This window comes from Streptococcus sp. C300, from assembly GCF_000187645.1.
In the GTDB taxonomy this organism is placed as follows: domain Bacteria; phylum Bacillota; class Bacilli; order Lactobacillales; family Streptococcaceae; genus Streptococcus; species Streptococcus oralis_CQ.
This window is the reverse complement of sequence record NZ_GL732466.1, coordinates 448,123-466,174: the sequence shown is the minus strand read 5'-3', so window position 1 is coordinate 466,174 and position 18,052 is coordinate 448,123. Positions and strand designations below refer to the sequence as shown.

At 40.8% G+C, this 18,052-nt stretch carries 21 protein-coding genes and 1 pseudogene; 20 read left to right on the top strand and 2 right to left on the bottom strand.

Annotated features, from left to right (window positions below; all coding sequences use genetic code 11):
- Positions 1-3 precede the first annotated feature (3 nt).
- The 5 genes from HMPREF0849_RS02305 to brnQ all read left to right on the top strand — a co-directional run bounded on the left by HMPREF0849_RS02305 (position 4) and on the right by brnQ (position 4,458).
- Complete coding sequence (locus HMPREF0849_RS02305) at positions 4-609, top strand: nitroreductase family protein (protein ID WP_000670145.1); 606 nt, start codon at positions 4-6, stop codon at positions 607-609.
- Positions 610-621: 12 nt separating this feature from the next.
- Complete coding sequence (pepV, locus tag HMPREF0849_RS02300) at positions 622-2,022, top strand: dipeptidase PepV (RefSeq protein ID WP_000125056.1); 1,401 nt, start codon at positions 622-624, stop codon at positions 2,020-2,022.
- Between the two features lie 53 nt (positions 2,023-2,075).
- Positions 2,076-2,666: a uracil-DNA glycosylase family protein gene (locus HMPREF0849_RS02295; RefSeq protein ID WP_000078105.1), complete on the top strand. Its 591-nt coding sequence runs from the start codon at positions 2,076-2,078 to the stop codon at positions 2,664-2,666.
- Positions 2,663-2,950, top strand: coding sequence for a rhodanese-like domain-containing protein (locus tag HMPREF0849_RS02290; RefSeq protein ID WP_000659166.1), 288 nt, complete (start codon positions 2,663-2,665; stop codon positions 2,948-2,950). Before HMPREF0849_RS02295 ends, HMPREF0849_RS02290 begins: the two co-directional genes overlap by 4 nt.
- A 182-nt stretch (positions 2,951-3,132) precedes the next feature.
- Positions 3,133-4,458 (top strand): branched-chain amino acid transport system II carrier protein, encoded by a 1,326-nt coding sequence (gene brnQ, locus HMPREF0849_RS02285; protein WP_001074597.1) that lies wholly within the window; start codon positions 3,133-3,135, stop codon positions 4,456-4,458.
- A 48-nt stretch (positions 4,459-4,506) separates the two neighbouring features.
- Here the strand turns inward: brnQ and HMPREF0849_RS02280 are convergent, their stop codons facing one another.
- The gene (locus HMPREF0849_RS02280; RefSeq protein WP_000861106.1) at positions 4,507-5,058 is read right to left on the bottom strand and encodes a DUF1307 domain-containing protein; all 552 of its coding nucleotides are present in this window, start codon (positions 5,056-5,058) and stop codon (positions 4,507-4,509) included.
- A 318-nt stretch (positions 5,059-5,376) separates the two neighbouring features.
- Positions 5,377-5,928, bottom strand: a complete 552-nt coding sequence (locus tag HMPREF0849_RS02275; protein WP_000844328.1) for a DUF1307 domain-containing protein — start codon at positions 5,926-5,928, stop codon at positions 5,377-5,379.
- 139 nt (positions 5,929-6,067) lie between these two features.
- Here HMPREF0849_RS02275 and HMPREF0849_RS02270 point away from each other — a divergent pair, with 139 nt between their 5' ends.
- The 15 genes and pseudogenes from HMPREF0849_RS02270 to truA form a co-directional block, all read left to right on the top strand.
- Positions 6,068-7,105 carry a M42 family metallopeptidase gene (locus HMPREF0849_RS02270; RefSeq protein WP_001076926.1) on the top strand — a complete coding sequence of 346 codons (1,038 nt, stop codon included), beginning with the start codon at positions 6,068-6,070 and terminating at the stop codon, positions 7,103-7,105.
- A gap of 1 nt (position 7,106) precedes the next feature.
- Positions 7,107-7,568 (top strand): HIT family protein, encoded by a 462-nt coding sequence (locus tag HMPREF0849_RS02265; protein ID WP_000335633.1) that lies wholly within the window; start codon positions 7,107-7,109, stop codon positions 7,566-7,568.
- Between the two features lie 14 nt (positions 7,569-7,582).
- Positions 7,583-8,299 carry an LD-carboxypeptidase LdcB/DacB gene (gene ldcB, locus HMPREF0849_RS02260; protein ID WP_000747741.1) on the top strand — a complete coding sequence of 239 codons (717 nt, stop codon included), beginning with the start codon at positions 7,583-7,585 and terminating at the stop codon, positions 8,297-8,299.
- A gap of 122 nt (positions 8,300-8,421) precedes the next feature.
- Complete coding sequence (gene rplK, locus HMPREF0849_RS02255; protein WP_001085808.1) at positions 8,422-8,847, top strand: 50S ribosomal protein L11; 426 nt, start codon at positions 8,422-8,424, stop codon at positions 8,845-8,847.
- Between the two features lie 207 nt (positions 8,848-9,054).
- Complete coding sequence (gene rplA, locus HMPREF0849_RS02250; RefSeq protein WP_001085675.1) at positions 9,055-9,744, top strand: 50S ribosomal protein L1; 690 nt, start codon at positions 9,055-9,057, stop codon at positions 9,742-9,744.
- 484 nt (positions 9,745-10,228) lie between these two features.
- Positions 10,229-10,987: a class I SAM-dependent methyltransferase gene (locus HMPREF0849_RS02245; protein ID WP_001287223.1), complete on the top strand. Its 759-nt coding sequence runs from the start codon at positions 10,229-10,231 to the stop codon at positions 10,985-10,987.
- Positions 10,988-11,073: 86 nt separating this feature from the next.
- On the top strand, positions 11,074-11,586 hold the full coding sequence (locus tag HMPREF0849_RS02240) for an adenine phosphoribosyltransferase (protein ID WP_001049316.1): 513 nt from the start codon (positions 11,074-11,076) through the stop codon (positions 11,584-11,586).
- A 186-nt stretch (positions 11,587-11,772) separates the two neighbouring features.
- Positions 11,773-12,717: a homoserine O-acetyltransferase MetA gene (gene metA / locus HMPREF0849_RS02235; RefSeq protein WP_001122731.1), complete on the top strand. Its 945-nt coding sequence runs from the start codon at positions 11,773-11,775 to the stop codon at positions 12,715-12,717.
- A gap of 8 nt (positions 12,718-12,725) precedes the next feature.
- Positions 12,726-13,403 carry a DnaD domain-containing protein gene (locus tag HMPREF0849_RS02230; RefSeq protein WP_000220742.1) on the top strand — a complete coding sequence of 226 codons (678 nt, stop codon included), beginning with the start codon at positions 12,726-12,728 and terminating at the stop codon, positions 13,401-13,403.
- Between the two features lie 96 nt (positions 13,404-13,499).
- Positions 13,500-14,258 (top strand): triose-phosphate isomerase, encoded by a 759-nt coding sequence (tpiA, locus tag HMPREF0849_RS02225; protein WP_000087899.1) that lies wholly within the window; start codon positions 13,500-13,502, stop codon positions 14,256-14,258.
- 188 nt (positions 14,259-14,446) lie between these two features.
- Complete coding sequence (locus HMPREF0849_RS02220; protein ID WP_000229890.1) at positions 14,447-14,965, top strand: Dps family protein; 519 nt, start codon at positions 14,447-14,449, stop codon at positions 14,963-14,965.
- A 210-nt stretch (positions 14,966-15,175) separates the two neighbouring features.
- Positions 15,176-15,514: a zinc ribbon domain-containing protein YjdM gene (locus HMPREF0849_RS02215; protein WP_001061600.1), complete on the top strand. Its 339-nt coding sequence runs from the start codon at positions 15,176-15,178 to the stop codon at positions 15,512-15,514.
- Between the two features lie 2 nt (positions 15,515-15,516).
- Positions 15,517-16,140, top strand: a complete 624-nt coding sequence (locus HMPREF0849_RS02210; protein WP_000775204.1) for a Pr6Pr family membrane protein — start codon at positions 15,517-15,519, stop codon at positions 16,138-16,140.
- Positions 16,141-16,252: 112 nt separating this feature from the next.
- A complete protein-coding gene (locus tag HMPREF0849_RS02205; RefSeq protein ID WP_000816256.1) occupies positions 16,253-17,404 on the top strand; it encodes an MFS transporter in 1,152 nt (383 codons plus the stop codon).
- Positions 17,405-17,503: 99 nt separating this feature from the next.
- Positions 17,504-18,052, top strand: a pseudogene (gene truA, locus HMPREF0849_RS02200) (tRNA pseudouridine(38-40) synthase TruA); the annotation flags it as partial.

Sequence of the window (18,052 nt, the reverse complement as noted above, 5' to 3'; positions counted from 1 at the left end):
ATTATGAAATTTCTTGAATTAAATAAAAAACGTCATGCGACCAAGCATTTTATTGACAAGCCTGTGGATCCAAAAGATGTTCGTACAGCTATCGAAATCGCGACTTTGGCTCCAAGTGCCCACAATAGCCAACCATGGAAGTTTGTGGTGGTTCGTCAGAAAAATGCTGAATTGGCAAAATTGGCTTATGGTTCGAACTTTGAGCAGGTTTCGTCTGCGCCAGTGACCATTGCCTTGTTTACCGATACAGATCTAGCCAAACGCGCTCGCAAGATTGCCCGTATTGGTGGTGCTAACAATTTCTCAGAAGAGCAACTTCAATACTTTATGAAAAATTTGCCTGCCGAGTTTGCGCGTTACAGTGAGCAACAAGTCAGCGACTACCTAGCCCTCAATGCAGGTTTGGTTGCCATGAACTTGGTTCTGGCTTTGACAGACCAAGGGATCGGTTCCAATATTATCCTTGGTTTTGACAAATCAAAAGTCAATGAAGTTTTGGAAATTGAAGACCGTTTCCGTCCAGAACTCTTGATTACGGTAGGTTACACTGACGAAAAATTGGAACCAAGCTACCGCTTGCCAGTAGATGAAATCATCGAGAAAAGATAGAAAGAAGAAAAAATGACAGCAATTGATTTTACAGCAGAAGTAGAAAAACGCAAAGAAGACCTCTTGGCTGACTTGTTTAGCCTTTTGGAAATCAACTCAGAACGTGACGACAGCAAGGCGGACGCTCAGCATCCATTTGGACCTGGGCCAGTAAAAGCTTTGGAAAAATTCCTTGAAATCGCAGACCGCGATGGCTATCCAACTACCAATGTCGACAACTATGCTGGACATTTTGAGTTTGGTGATGGAGAAGAAGTTCTTGGAATTTTTGCCCACATGGACGTGGTGCCTGCTGGTAGCGGTTGGGACACAGATCCTTACACACCAACTATCAAAGATGGTCGCCTTTATGCGCGTGGAGCTTCGGACGACAAGGGGCCTACAACAGCTTGTTACTATGGCTTGAAAATCATCAAAGAATTGGGCCTTCCAACTTCTAAGAAAGTTCGCTTTATCGTGGGAACTGATGAAGAATCAGGCTGGGCAGACATGGACTACTATTTTGACCATGTAGGACTAGCAAAACCAGACTTTGGTTTCTCTCCAGATGCTGAATTCCCTATCATCAACGGTGAAAAAGGAAACATCACTGAATATCTCCATTTTGCAGGTGAAAATACAGGTGCAGCTCGTCTTCACAGCTTCACGGGTGGTTTGCGTGAAAACATGGTACCAGAATCAGCAACGGCACTCGTTTCAGGTGATTTGGCTGACTTGCAAGAGAAACTAGATGCCTTTGTTGCAGAACACAAACTCAGAGGAGAAATGCAAGAAGAAAACGGTCAGTACAAGGTTACTATTATCGGTAAATCAGCTCACGGTGCTATGCCTGCATCAGGTGTCAACGGTGCAACTTATCTTGCCCTCTTCCTCAGCCAATTTGACTTTGCGGGACCTGCTAAAGACTATCTTGAGATTGCTGGTAAGATTCTCTTGAACGACCACGAAGGTAAAAACTTGAAAGTTGCTCATGTGGATGAAAAGATGGGTGCCCTTTCTATGAATGCGGGTGTTTTCCGCTTCGACGAGGCAAGTGCTGACAATACTATTGCCCTTAACTTCCGTTATCCAAAAGGAACAAGTCCAGAACAAATCAAGTCAATCCTTGAAAACTTGCCAGTTGTTTCTGTTAGCTTGTCTGAACATGGACACACACCTCACTATGTGCCAATGGAAGATCCACTTGTTCAAACCTTGTTGAATGTCTATGAAAAACAAACTGGACTTCAAGGTCATGAGCAAGTCATCGGTGGTGGAACCTTTGGTCGTTTGCTAGAACGTGGTGTTGCCTACGGTGCGATGTTCCCAGATTCTATCGATACAATGCATCAAGCCAATGAATTTATCGCCTTGGACGATCTCTTCCGAGCAGCAGCAATCTATGCCGAAGCTATCTATGAATTGATTAAATAAGTCTTTAGAAGTCTGAGATTTTATGCTTGGACTTCTTTTTGGAGGGAAAACAGATGTCTCAAATCGAAAAGATCAAACAAGCCATCATGGCAGATTCGCAAAACAAAAGCTATACAGATCAGGGGATAGAGCCCCTCTTTGCAGCGCCAAAGACAGCTCGCATCAATATTGTCGGTCAGGCTCCTGGACTCAAAACACAAGAAGCTGGGATTTATTGGAAGGATAAGAGTGGTAATCGTCTGCGTGAGTGGTTAGGTGTAGATGAAGATACCTTTTACAATTCAGGATATTTTGCTGTTTTGCCTATGGATTTCTACTTTCCAGGACATGGAAAATCAGGCGACCTTCCACCTCGTAAAGGCTTTGCCGAAAAATGGCACCCACAACTCCTCAAGGAATGTCCAAATATTGAATTGACCCTTTTGATTGGACAATATGCTCAGGCCTATTATCTTCATGAGAAGGTTAGTGGCAAGGTAACAGAGCGGGTAAAACATTACAAAGACCATTTGCCTGAGTATTTCCCCCTAGTTCACCCTTCTCCCCGTAATCAAATCTGGATGGCCAAAAATCCTTGGTTTGAGTCAGAAGTAGTGCCCGATTTGAAAAAAAGAATTCAAAAGATTCTTGGAGAAACAAAATGAAAGAAATTACTTTTAACGATTTTTACCAGCTTTATCAAAATGAGCAACTTTCTCTAGTGGACGTGAGAGAAGTAGAAGAGTTCCAGACGCTTCATTTAGAAGGTGCTCAAAACCTACCACTTAGTCAATTAGCTGATATCTATGATCAGTTGGACAAGGACCTCTTGCATTATGTCATTTGTAAATCTGGAATGCGTTCAGCGCGTGCTTGTCAATTTCTAGTTGAACAGGGTTATGAAGTTATCAATGTCCAAGGTGGAATGACGGCCTTTGAAAATCTTTAAATATATAGTGACAGATCCTAACCTTCCCTTGCTCGGTTCCAACTGAGTGAGGGATTTTGTTTTTAGATAATTCTTATTTTTAAAAATATTGAAAACATTCAATGATTAATTTTGGATACTTTTTTCAGAGTCTTAATCATGGTATACTAGGTCAGTATTTTAGAAATATGAAGGAGATTTTTATGGCTAAAAAAGGTGCCCTAACAGGCTTGCTCCTGTTTGGAATATTTTTTGGTGCGGGGAACTTGATCTTTCCGCCTTCTCTAGGTGCCCTATCTGGAGAACAGTTTCTTCCTGCCATCGCAGGTTTTGTCTTTTCAGGTGTCGGTATTGCCGTCTTGACACTTATTATTGGAACGCTAAACCCGAAAGGATACATTCACGAGATTTCTAAGAAAATCTCACCTTGGTTTGCGACGCTTTATCTTGCAGTCCTCTATCTATCAATTGGCCCCTTCTTTGCCATTCCGCGTACAGCAACAACAGCTTACGAAGTTGGGATTAGCCCCCTCTTATCCGAAGCAAACAAAGGTCTAGGATTGAATGTCTTTACCGTGCTTTACTTTGCAGCGGCTTATTTAATCTCGCTCAATCCATCAAAAATCTTGGATCGAATCGGACGCATCTTAACGCCAGTCTTTGCCTTGTTGATCGTTATCTTGGTTGTACTAGGTGCCTTCAAATATGGTGGAACAAGCCCTCAAGTAGCTTCAGCGGCCTATCAATCTTCTGCTTTCGGGACAGGATTCCTAGAAGGTTATAATACCTTAGATGCCCTTGCTTCAGTTGCCTTCAGTGTGATTGCAGTTCAAACCTTGAAACAACTTGGATTCTCCAGTAAGAAAGAGTATATTTCAACTATTTGGGTGGTTGGTATCGTTGTAGCTCTTGCCTTTAGCGCTCTTTATATCGGTTTAGGATTCCTTGGAAATCACTTCCCAGTACCAGCCGAAGCGATGAAGGGTGGAACACCAGGTGTTTATATCTTGTCGCAAGCAACTCAGGAAATCTTTGGATCAACAGCTCAACTCTTCCTTGCTGTTATGGTAACTGTAACCTGCTTCACAACGACAGTTGGCTTGATTGTGTCGACAGCAGAGTTCTTTAACGAACGTTTCCCACAAATCAGCTACAAGGTCTATGCCACTGCCTTTACCTTGATTGGATTTGCTATTGCAAACCTCGGTTTGGATGCAATCATTAAGTACTCAGTGCCAGTACTGGTAATCTTGTACCCAATCACCATCGCCATTGTGATGATCGTGATTGTGAATAAGTTTGTCGCCCTATCAAAACCGGGCATGCAGTTAACTATTGGGCTTGTTACAGCTATTGCTCTTGCAAGCGTCCTTGGAAGTTCCTTTAAGATTGAGTTTCTAGAAAATCTGATTAATGCCCTTCCGTTTGCGTCAGCCTCTCTTCCATGGCTAGTGCCAGCTATTATCGGAATCTTGCTTTCATTGGTTCTACCAAACAAACAAGAGAGTGACGTTTTTGAGATGGAATGAAAAAATTCTTGGTCATCGACCAAGAATTTTTTGTATGAGCACGACTCATTAGTTGGTTTGTTCGGTATAACCAGCCTCTTTAAGCTTTTTTTTCGAAGCAGCAAAGCTTACACGGTTTCCAATACCATAATATTCATTCGGCATTGCTTTTTTCAGTTCGTCAAGACTTGCGACAGACATGTCAACCTCGATGTTTTGGATAACTTTTTCGTCTTGAATTTCAACTTTTTGTGTAACCCCTTTGACCCCTTCATAACCTTTATTAGTATCGTCAACAATTTGCTTAATACCTTCCGCGGTATTATTAAGTTTCTCAGGGTCAAATACATTATGAGCAGTTTGTTTTACAACATCATCCCCCTTTACAGTATAAGTCAAGGTAGAATGAATACCAGGCTTGCTGTTGTGAACAAAGGTGTGAGTTTTCGTTTCTTCTTTCTTTTCAGATGATTGTTGGTTGCTCTGCTTGTTTTCGCTTGATTGAGCAGTTTTGTCTTCCTTGGCACTACTATTGGTAGGAGTTGATGCTTGTTTAGAGCATCCGAGCAGGAGGACAAGTGAAGCCACTAGGGCTAGTGAAGTTTTAACATAAGTTTTCATAGAATTTCCTTTCATAATCAAAGTATTTTGTATTATAACATGATTCTACTTCAAAATCAACTAGACCTCCCCTCTCATCTGACCTGACATGACAATGAACAGAAACTAGTCAGACGATTAAAGTTTTCTCTCGATCTATTTCAAAGAACTTTTATCCTATGGATTGAAAAGTGGATGAAGTTTCAAATGCACTTTTTATGGGATTTGGAGGAATCTATTGGACTCATCAGTTAGGAATATAGTAAAATACCCCAAGAGTCAGAGTTGTGTCTAACTTTTGGGGTGGGCCTACACTAGTCTATATGAAATTTTGGGAGATTAGTTCGTCTTTTCTGTGAATCCCATTTTTTCCAGTGCTTTTTTAGAGTTTGAGAAACTGACACGATTGCCGATACCAGAATATTCTTCAGGAAGTGCTTTTCTAAGTTCGCTAATGCTTGCAACTGAGAAGTCAACTTCTAGATTTTGAACAACTTTTCCATCTTTGATTTCAATCGTTTGTTTAACACCTTTGAGTCCATTATAACCTTTGTACTTTTCTTCGATAAAACTCTTGACATCTTCTGGAGTTGCGTTAAGAATATCAGGATCTGCAACATTATGAGCGGTTTGCTTGATAACATTGTCGCCTTCTACAGTATAAACCAAGTTAGAAGTGATTCCAGAATTATTCTTGTTTACAAAGGTATGTGTTTTAGTTGTTTCTTTCTTTTCAGATGATTGTTGACTGCTTTGTTTGCTCTCACTTGACTGAGTTGTTGTGTCTTCTTTGCTACTGCTGTTAGCAGGTGTTGATGCTTGTTTGGAACATCCGAGCAGGAGGACAAGTGAAGCCACAAGGGCTAGTGATACTTTAAAGTATGATTTCATATTTTTTACTTTCCTTTCATAATCAAAGTATTCGTATTATAACATGGATCGATAGTGAAAGCAACTAAACACAGTTTTTCTCCTTTTGATAAGGAGTCTGACTAGAAAAATGTTATAATGGTAGGAAAGAGGTGAAGAAATGAATCAGACTATAAACTATATCAAAGAACTAACCGCTATTGCATCCCCAACGGGTTTTACTCGTGAGATTTCAGACTACCTAGTCCATACTTTAGAAGAGCTTGGTTACAAGCTTGTTCGCACATCTAAGGGTGGTGTCAATGTAACAATCAAAGGTCAAAATGACGAACAACATCGCTATGTAACTGCCCATGTAGACACACTTGGAGCCATTGTGCGTGCAGTCAAGCCAGATGGTCGTCTCAAATTGGACCGTATCGGTGGTTTTCCTTGGAACATGATTGAAGGTGAGAATTGTACCGTTCATGTGGCTAGTACAGGTAAAACGGTATCTGGAACGATCCTCATCCACCAGACATCTTGCCATGTCTACAAAGATGCAGGAACTGCTGAACGCACTCAGGACAATATGGAAGTGCGTTTGGACGCAAAAGTAACCAATGAAAAAGAAACGCGCGCCTTGGGCATCGAGGTCGGTGATTTTATCAGCTTTGACCCACGAACTATCGTGACAGAGACTGGTTTTATCAAGTCACGTCACTTGGACGACAAAGTCAGCGCAGCGATTTTGCTCAATCTTCTTCGTATTTACAAGGAAGAGGGGATTGCATTGCCAGTAACAACTCATTTTGCTTTTTCAGTCTTTGAAGAAGTGGGTCACGGTGCAAACTCCAATATTCCAAGTCAGGTAGTAGAATATCTGGCTGTAGATATGGGAGCTATGGGCGATGACCAGCAGACGGATGAGTATACAGTGTCTATCTGTGTCAAGGACGCTTCAGGTCCCTATCACTACGACTTCCGTCAACATTTAGTGGCTTTGGCAAAGGAGCAAGATATTCCATTTAAGCTCGACATTTATCCATTTTACGGCTCGGATGCTTCCGCAGCTATGTCAGCAGGAGCCGAGGTCAAGCATGCCCTCCTTGGAGCTGGTATCGAGTCCAGTCACTCTTACGAACGAACACACATTGATTCAGTAGTGGCGACTGAGCGTATGGTAGACGCCTATCTCAAGAGTGCATTGGTGGACTAATATGTGCTTGATTTGTCAAAGAATTGAATGGATCAAGGCAGGGGAAAATCCCTACTTTGTAAAAGAACTAGAAACAGGCTATGTTGTTATTGGAGACCACCAATACTTTAAGGGCTATACCTTATTTCTGGCAAAAGAGCATGTTACAGAACTCCACCATATGGAGACTTCTGTAAAACTTCGTTTTCTAGAGGAAATGAGTTTGGTCCAAGAAGCTGTTGCCAAAACGTTTAAAGCTGAAAAGATGAACATTGAACTTCTAGGAAATGGAGATGCCCACGCTCATTGGCATCTTTTTCCGAGAAGAACAGGTGATATGAAAGGTTATGGTCTTAATGGTCGTGGTCCAGTCTGGTGGGTGCCATGGGAAGAAATGGCGGCAGAAGATTGCCAAGTGAAATCCCATGAGTTGGAACAAATGATTAAAGCCTTATCCGATGAATTAGAGAAGCACTTGGTCTAAGAGAGGAAGAAAAAATGAAAAAAAGATACATTGTTTTATCTGGTTTGCTGGCAGTAACCCTAGCAGCATGTTCTCAAGAAAAACCTAAAAATGAAGAAAACACTCAAAAAACGGAACAAACTAGTCAACCTGAAGGAACTGTAGGGAGCAAATCTCAAGCCTCTAGTCAGAAGAAAGCAGAAGTTGTCAATAAGGGAGACTACTATAGTATTCAAGGGAAGTACGATGAAATCGTCATAGCTAATAAGCACTATCCTTTGTCAAAAGACTATAATCCAGGAGAAAATCCAACAGCTAAAGCAGAGTTGGTCAAACTCATTGCAGCAATGCAAGCAGCTGGCTACCCAATCAGCGATCACTACAGTGGTTTTAGAAGTTATGAAACCCAAACCAAACTTTATCAAGACTATGTGAATCAAGATGGGAAGGAAGCTGCAGATCGCTATTCAGCACGCCCAGGTTATAGTGAACACCAAACGGGTCTTGCTTTTGATTTGATTGGTACTAATGGAGAATTGGTAACAGAGGAGAAGGCAGCCCAGTGGCTCTTAGATCATGCGGCTGACTATGGCTTTGTTGTTCGCTATCTCAAAGGCAAGGAAAAAGAGACTGGCTACATGGCAGAAGAATGGCATCTTCGCTACGTTGGAAAAGAAGCCAAAGAAATTGCTGCAAGTGGTCTCAGTTTGGAAGAGTACTATGGCTTTGAAGGCGGAGATTACGTCGATTAAAAAAGTAATTTTTCTCTTGCATTTTTAGATAAATAGTGTATAATGGAAAGGTATGTGTAAAGCATACTTGTGGGAGGTAAAAATCTTACATTACCGCCAAAACCACAAAGGAGGATTTAAAAATGGCTAAAAAAGTCGAAAAACTTGTAAAATTGCAAATCCCTGCTGGTAAAGCTACACCAGCTCCACCAGTTGGACCTGCTCTTGGTCAAGCTGGTATCAACATCATGGGATTCACAAAAGAGTTCAACGCTCGTACAGCTGACCAAGCTGGTATGATCATTCCAGTTGTTATCTCAGTATACGAAGACAAATCATTTACTTTCGTTACAAAAACACCACCAGCTGCTGTTCTTTTGAAAAAAGCTGCAGGTGTTGAAAAAGGATCAGGTACACCTAACAAAACTAAAGTTGCTACAGTTACTCGTGCACAAGTACAAGAAATTGCAGAAACTAAGATGCCAGATTTGAACGCAGCAAACATTGAGTCTGCAATGCGTATGATCGAAGGTACTGCTCGTTCTATGGGATTCACTGTTGTTGACTAATCAATAACACAGTAGAAAATCTCACAGCAGTCTATTAGTTACTTTTCATACTAGGTAAGTGACTGATGCTTGTACTTGGGTACGGCAAAGGAACTTAAGGAAGTAGGAAAAGAATATTAATAGATTGAAAACCCGCAAGACTTCATCATTTCGAGAAGTGACGTGGGAGATGAAAATCGATTGAACCACTTACAAGGAGAATAGAAAATGGCTAAAAAAAGCAAACAACTTCGTGCTGCTCTTGAGAAAATCGACAGCACAAAAGCATACAGTGTAGAAGAGGCTGTAGCACTTGCAAAAGAAACTAACTTTGCAAAATTTGACGCAACTGTAGAAGTTGCTTACAACTTGAACATCGACGTTAAAAAAGCTGACCAACAAATCCGTGGCGCAATGGTATTGCCAAACGGTACTGGTAAAACTTCACGCGTTCTTGTTTTTGCACGTGGTGCAAAAGCTGAAGAAGCAAAAGCTGCTGGTGCAGACTTTGTTGGTGAAGATGACCTTGTTGCGAAAATCAACGACGGTTGGTTGGACTTCGACGTAGTTATCGCTACACCTGACATGATGGCTCTTGTTGGACGTCTTGGACGTGTCCTTGGACCACGTAACTTGATGCCAAACCCTAAGACTGGTACTGTAACAATGGATGTTGCTAAAGCAGTTGAAGAGTCTAAAGGTGGTAAAATCACTTACCGTGCTGACCGTGCAGGTAACGTTCAAGCAATCATCGGTAAAGTATCATTTGAAGCTGAAAAATTGGTTGAAAACTTTAAAGCTTTCAACGAAACAATCCAAAAAGCAAAACCAGCTACAGCTAAAGGAACTTACGTAACAAACTTGACTATCACAACTACTCAAGGTGTTGGTATCAAGGTTGACGTAAACTCACTTTAATTAACAGATTTTTAAAAACGAGTACGAATGTGCTCGTTTTTTAGGTACAACGGGCATTCCGTTCATCTGAGGTGTAAGTCCTCTGTAGGTACCATATACTAGTAAACCCAAAAGTGATTCCCAAACCTGACTATTTTGAGTAGCTGATCGAACGGCATTAGGATAGACTGTTTAAGTCTGACGTTGGAAATAAGAATCGGCAGAGAAAGAGATAGAGAAATCTTAGCTATACGAATAGGCACGTGATAGTAAAGCGTATATAGCGGACAAGGAGGCCAGTAACTCTAAAGTACAAATATGTAATCGTAACCTATATGCGTAAACTACGTGAGCAATTGAATTCGAACTAGAGAGGTGATTAATAGATTTATGCCTATAGTCATGGCAGCTTGTATGCTTTTGATTCTAGTTTATCAAATAATAAATTAGAATTGTCAGATAATATAATTTTATGTTATAATGAAGAAAAAATAGAGGTGTTCAAATGTCAGAAGCAGGTCATAAGTTTTTAGCAAAACTGGGGAAAAAACGCTTACGTCCAGGTGGAAAACGTGCTACAGATTGGTTAATTGCGGAAGGAGGATTTTCAAAAGAAAAGAGAATACTAGAAGTTGCGTGCAATAGGGGAACTACAGCAATTGAGTTGGCACAGCATTTTGGTTGTAAGATAACTGCTGTTGATATGGATGGACAAGCCTTAGAAGTGGCTAAAAAATCTGCTGAAACGGCAGGTGTTGGTCATTTGATCAGATTTGAAAGAGCAAATGCAATGAAACTTCCTTATGAAGATGCTAGTTTTGATATTGTTATAAATGAAGCTATGCTGACTATGCAAGCCGATCAAGCTAAGAAAAAATGTGTAATGGAGTATCTAAGGGTTTTAAAACCTGAAGGTCTTCTTTTGACACATGATGTGCTTCTTAAGGAAGCTAAAGAGTCTGTCAGACAGGAATTGTCACAAGCAATTCATGTAAATGTAGGTCCTTTAACTCAAGATGGTTGGGAACAGGTGATGATAGAATCAGGTTATCGTGATGTGAAAATATTGACTGGTGAAATGACATTAATGAAATTATCAGGTATGATTTATGACGAAGGTTGGCTAGGAACTTTGAAAATTTGCGTAAATGCTTGTAAAAAGGAGAATAGAAAGCAGTTTTTAACTATGTATAAAATGTTTGCTAAGAATAAACAGAAATTGGGCTTTATTGCTATGGCTAGTTATAAATCGTCAAATCGTTAGATAATTATTGAAGTTAACTTTTCCTTTTTTCTTTCTTAAAAAATATGCTATAATAGAGAGTAAAAAACTTTGAAAGAAAGAAAAAGATGAATTTAAAAGATTATATCGCAACGATTGAAAATTATCCTAAGGAAGGTATCACCTTCCGTGATATCAGCCCTTTGATGGCAGATGGAAATGCTTATAGCTATGCTGTTCGTGAAATTGTTCAGTATGCAACTGATAAGAAAATCGACATGATTGTGGGACCAGAGGCTCGTGGATTTATTGTTGGCTGCCCAGTTGCTTTTGAGTTGGGAATTGGCTTTGCTCCTGTTCGTAAACCAGGGAAATTGCCACGTGAAGTCATTTCTGCTGATTATGAGAAAGAGTACGGTATTGATACCTTGACCATGCATGCTGATGCGATTAAGCCAGGTCAACGTGTTCTCATCGTAGATGATCTTTTGGCAACAGGTGGAACTGTCAAAGCAACCATTGAGATGATTGAAAGACTTGGTGGAGTTGTAGCCGGTTGTGCTTTCTTGATTGAGTTGGATGAGCTTAAAGGCCGTGAAAAAATCGGAGATTACGATTACAAGGTACTTATGCATTATTAATGAAGAACAGTCCTTGGGGCTGTTTTCTCTTCTTTTGCTATATAAATTAACTATAGCTAGTTAGAGAAAAACTATAATTGAAAACTATATCTTCATACAGTATAATAAAGGGAAGAAGTATTTGGAGGTTTTTACTTTCAAACAGACAAGATCATTCCCGAAATAGAGAACTGTTAGGAGGGTATTATGCCGATTCGAATTGATAAAAAATTACCAGCTGTGGAGATTTTAAGGACAGAAAATATCTTTGTTATGGACGACCAACGGGCTGCTCATCAGGATATTCGCCCCTTGAAGATTTTGATTTTAAATCTCATGCCTCAAAAAATGGTAACAGAAACGCAACTCTTACGGCATTTGGCTAATACCCCTTTGCAATTAGATATTGATTTCTTATATATGGAAACACATCGTTCCAAGACAACTCGTGCCGAACATATGGAAACCTTCTATAAGACCTTTCCAGAGGTCAAGGATGACTTTTTTGATGGAATGATTATCACAGGAGCACCAGTGGAGCATTTGCCTTTTGAAGAGGTGGACTACTGGGAGGAATTCAAACAGGTCATCGAATGGTCCAAGACGCATGTTTTTTCAACCCTCCATATCTGTTGGGGAGCACAAGCAGGTCTTTATGTTCGCTATGGCGTTGAAAAGCACCAGATGGATCGGAAACTATCAGGTATTTACCCACAGGACACCTTGAAAGAAGGGCACCTTCTTTTTAGAGGTTTTGATGATCGCTATGTATCTCCTCATTCTCGTCATACTGAGATTTTAAAAGAAGAAATCTTAAATAAGACCAATCTGGAGATCCTGTCAGAAGGTCCTGAGGTTGGGGTTTCTATCCTAGCTAGTCGAGATTTGCGTGAAATTTATAGTTTTGGTCATTTGGAGTATGATCGTGACACTTTGGCAAGAGAGTATTTTCGTGATTATGAGGCGGGACTCGATCCTCATATACCAGAGAACTACTTTAAAAATGATGATGTAAATGAGACACCTTGTCTCTGTTGGTCTTCATCAGCTGCCCTCTTTTTCAGCAATTGGGTAAACTATGCAGTTTATCAAGAAACCCCTTTTGACTGGAGAAAGGTAGAGGATGATGCGGCTGCATTTGGATATCTATAAGAGGAATTATGACATATTTTGACGCTTTTAAATCAGGGAACTTGGTTTTGCCAAGTGCCCTGCTCTTGCATTTTAAGGAACTCTTTCCTTCCAGCGATGATTTTCTCGTCTGGCAATTTTTCTATCTACAAAACACCACAGCCTTAGGAGATGTTTCGCCTAGCCAGATTGCTGAAATCATTGGGAAAGAGGTGGCTGATGTCAACCAATCTATTTCAAATTTGACTGAGAATGGTTTGCTACAATATCGGACCATTGAGCTAAATGGGGAAATTGAGCTGATTTTTGATGCTAGTTTGGCTTTTGAACGCTTGGATAGCTTGCTAGATACCCAAGCTCCAGCTACAACAGCCCCCAACCCGCAGAATCAGTTGAAGGATTTGGTTGAGACTTTCCAGCAGGAATTAGGACGTTTGTTAACGCCGTTCGAAATCGAAGATCTTTCTAAGACTGTCAAAGAAGACGGAGTTAAGGCGGATTTGATCAAGGAAGCTCTTCGAGAGGCCGTTCTCAATGGCAAGCCAAACTGGAAATATATTCAGGCAATCCTACGAAACTGGCGCCATGAAGGCATTCAGTCTGTGGCTCAGGTAGAGGCCAAACGAGCAGAGCGAGAAGCGAACAATCCCAAACAAGTTCAGGCTTCGGCTGATTTCCTCGATGCCATGAATTTGTGGCAAGATTAGTCGCTTGAAAAATCTTGAAAATTAGAGTAAGGTTTGCAAGCTCCTTATAAATATGATAGAATAATAGTGAATAAAATGAAAAAAGAGGTATGTGAAATGTCACGTAAACCATTTATCGCTGGTAACTGGAAAATGAACAAAAATCCAGAAGAAGCAAAAGCATTCGTTGAAGCCGTTGCATCAAAACTTCCTTCATCAGACCTTGTTGAAGCAGGTATCGCAGCTCCAGCAGTTGATTTGACAGCTGTTCTTGCTGCTGCTAAAGGTTCAAACCTTAAAGTTGCTGCTCAAAACTGCTACTTTGAAAATGCAGGTGCTTTCACTGGTGAAACTAGCCCACAAGTTTTGAAAGAAATCGGTACTGACTACGTTGTGATCGGTCACTCAGAACGTCGTGACTACTTCCATGAAACCGACGAAGATATCAACAAAAAAGCAAAAGCAATCTTTGCAAACGGTATGCTTCCAATCATCTGTTGTGGTGAGTCACTTGAAACTTACGAAGCTGGTAAAGCTGCTGAATTCGTAGGTGCTCAAGTATCTGCTGCATTGGCTGGATTGACTGCAGAACAAGTTGCTGCATCAGTTATCGCTTATGAGCCAATCTGGGCTATCGGTACTGGTAAATCAGCTTCACAAGACGATGCACAAAAAATGTGTAAAGTTGTTCGTGACGTTGTAGCTGCAGACTTCGGTCAAGAAGTTGCGGACAAAGTTCGTGTTCAATACGGTGGTTCTGTTAAACCTGAAAACGTTGCTTCATACATGGCTTGCCCAGACGTTGACGGTGCCCTTGTTGGTGGTGCGTCACTTGAAGCTGAAAGCTTCTTGGCATTGCTTGATTTTGTAAAATAATCTCAGTTATTCCAGACAGTCTGCTAAGACTGTCTTTTTTTTAAAGACTGTATATTTTTCTTAAATTATCAGTCAATTACAACTTTTTTAATATGGGTTAATTTTCTTGCTTTTGTCTACTAGGAGTAGTATACTGAGATAGTAATCAATAAATATGGTTGCAAAAATAATATTATGAGGTGATCAATATGGTTGAATTGAAAAAAGAAGCAGTAAAAGACGTAACAACATTATCTAAAACAGCGCCAGTAGCATTGGCAAAAACAAAGGAAGTATTGAACCAAGCAGTAGCAGACTTGTATGTGGCTCACATTGCCCTTCACCAAGTTCACTGGTATATGCGTGGTCGTGGTTTCCTCGTATGGCATCCAAAAATGGATGAATACATGGACAGCCTTGATGGCTATCTTGACGAAATCAGTGAACGTTTGATCACTCTTGGTGGCAAACCTTACTCAACTTTGACAGAATTCCTTCAACACAGTGAAATCGAAGAAGAAGAAGGAGAATTCCGTAACGTTGAAGAAAGCTTGGAACGTGTTCTAGCGATTTATCGCTACCTTATCGCTCTTTTCCAAAAAGCTTTGGATGTGACTGATGAAGAAGGCGATGATGTTACAAACGATATCTTTGTTGGTGCTAAGGCTGAACTTGAGAAAACAGTTTGGATGCTTGCAGCAGAACTTGGACAAGCTCCTGGTTTGTAAAATATAGTTGCTACCCCTTTTATCATGAGGTGCTTGATAAGTGCCCATGACCAATCATCTTTTAAAAGTCATGTAACTGTAAACAGTTGCATGACTTTTTTTGTTTGCTGGACTTAGGACACATTGTCAAAAGTAGGATTTTACGGTATAATAGTTGCTGTTCAATAACATATGAATTTTAAAGAATAATTGTTAGTTTAAGGAGGACTTATGAACAACTTACCAAATTGCCCAAAATGTAATTCAGAATATGTCTACGAAGACGGAAGTCTCTTGGTCTGCCCAGAGTGTGCCTATGAGTGGAATCCTGCAGAAGTTGCAGAAGTAGAAGAAGGTGTAGTTGCTATCGATGCCAATGGAAATAAATTGGCTGACGGTGATACTGTAACCCTCATCAAGGATTTGAAAGTAAAAGGTGCGCCAAAGGATTTGAAACAAGGAACTCGCGTTAAAAATATCCGTATCGTAGAAGGTGACCACAACATCGACTGTAAGATTGATGGTTTTGGAGCTATGAAACTCAAGTCAGAATTTGTTAAGAAAATCTAGCCATGAAACTGAATTATAAATTTATTTTTTATAGTCGTGTGCTCCTGTTCTTAGCGGCATTTACAGGAGTTTATTTGGAGATTACCAAGCACGGTGGCTTTGGTATGCTCCTTTACTACACAGTGTTGTCCAATCTTTTGGTAACGATTTTCACGGGCTATCTGCTCCGTGTGATGAGCCGTTCAGGTGAAAATTGGCAAAGTCCGACCTTGCTTCGTCTCAAGGGTGGTGTTACCATGAGTATCATGATTACCTGTGTGATTTACCATTTTATGCTTGCTCCGATCGCGACAGACTTTTACCGTGTGGAAAATTTCCTTTGCCATTATATCGTTCCACTCTGGTTTTTAGCCGACACCCTCTTCTTTGATAAACGGGGTCAATATAAGATCTGGGATCCAGTCTTGTGGACCATCTTGCCCTTGGTTTATATGATTTTTGCCTTGTTTAATGGCTTGGTCTTAAAACTCAATATTCCGAATTCCAAGGACAATCCCTTCCCTTATTTCTTTTTAAATGTGAACAAGGGTTGGGACGTGGTTATCAAATGGTGTTTGATCATTTTTGCGGCGTATATGGTTGCAGGCTTCATCTTCTATCTGATCAAGCAAATCAAGCGAAAATAGTCTTCCTATTAGGAAAGTTAGGACGGAGTCTCTAGTTCAATCAGGCTCCTTCTTTTCTTGCCATCTTCCTTTTAAAAGGATCAACAGTGAGAAATATATAGAAAGAAAATTCATGAAACAATATTTAGAACGGGCTAGTATTTTGGCCCTCTCCCTCGTTTTGATTACCTCCTTCTCCATCTCAAGTGCTCTGCCAGCCATGTTTGACTACTATCAAGGCTACCCCAAAGAACAAATCGAGCTCCTGGTCAGTCTTCCTTCTTTTGGAATCATGATTATGCTGGTTTTAAATGGGTTTTTGGAGCGGTTATTTCCTGAGCGTCTTCAGATTAGTCTGGGACTTCTCATCCTCTCTATCGGTGGAACAGCTCCTTTCTGGTATCAGGAGTACAACTTTGTCTTTGCGATGCGGATTTTATTTGGCTTGGGTGTTGGGATGATCAATGCCAAGGCCATTTCCATCATCAGCGAACGCTATCATGGAAAGACACGGATTCAGATGCTGGGTCTCCGTGGATCAGCAGAAGTTGTCGGGGCGTCGATTTTGACTCTAGTGGTAGGTCAACTCTTATCCTTGGGATGGACAGTGACCTTCTTGGCCTACGGTGCGGGATTTTTAGTATTGATCCTTTATCTGCTCTTTGTCCCTTATGGGAAAGAAAAGAAAGAAACAAAGAAAAAAGAGGCCGAAACGACTCGTTTGACAGGACAGATGAAAGGCTTAATTTTTCTATTGGCTGTCGAAGCAGCAGTTGTTGTCTGTACCAACACAGCTATCACCATTCGTATTCCTAGTCTGATGGTGGAAAGAGGTCTAGGGGATGCCCAGTTATCTAGTTTGGTTTTAAGTATCATGCAGTTGATTGGTATCTTGGCAGGTGTGAGTTTTTCTTTCTTTATCTCTCTGTTTAAAGAAAGGTTGCTCCTTTGGTCAGGTATCACCTTTGGATTGGGGCAGATTGTGATTGCCTTGTCTCCGTCATTGGGTGTGATGGTAGTTGGAAGTGTTGTGGCAGGTTTTTCTTACAGTGTGGCCTTGACCACTGTCTTTCAGCTTCTTTCTGAAAGAATCCCAGCCAAGCTCCTTAATCAGGCAACATCTTTTGCAGTGCTAGGATGCAGCTTTGGAGCCTTTACGACACCTTTCATTCTTGGGGCAATCGGTCTGGTCACTCAAAACGGTATGTTGGTCTTCAACATTCTAGGATGCTGGTTGATTGTCACTTCTATCTTTGTTATGTACGCACTTCAAAAGAGAGCTTAGGATTGGTTTCCTAAGTTTTTCTTTCTGGGAATTTTGTACCCAGACAATTATTGGTTTTTAAACTTGTTTACACTTTTATTTCCTGATAAAATAGAAGTTATGACAAGATATAAAGCAACTATTTCTTATGATGGTTTTGCCTTTGCCGGTTTTCAGCGCCAGCCTCATGCGCGGAGCGTTCAAGAGGAAATCGAAAAAACCTTAACGAGACTCAATAAGGGGCAAGCCATCGCTGTTCATGGTGCTGGTAGGACGGATAGTGGGGTCCATGCTCTGGAACAGGTCATTCATTTTGATCTGCCCTATCAGATGGATGAGGAAAAACTCCGTTTTGCTCTGGATACTCAGTCACCAGAAGATATCGATGTGATTTCGATTGAGATTGTGGCGGATGATTTTCATTGCCGTTATGCAAAACATAGCAAGACCTATGAGTTTATAGTAGATAGGGGGCGTCCTAAAAATCCCATGCGCCGTCACTATGCTACTCACTTTCCCTATCCCCTCGATGTGGAGCGGATGCAGGAGGCTGTCAAGAAATTAGAAGGAACCCACGATTTTACCGGTTTACAGCATCTGGAACCAGTGTAGAGGACAAGGTTCGGACCATTACAGAAGCCAGTCTTAGTGTTGATGAGACAGGGCAGT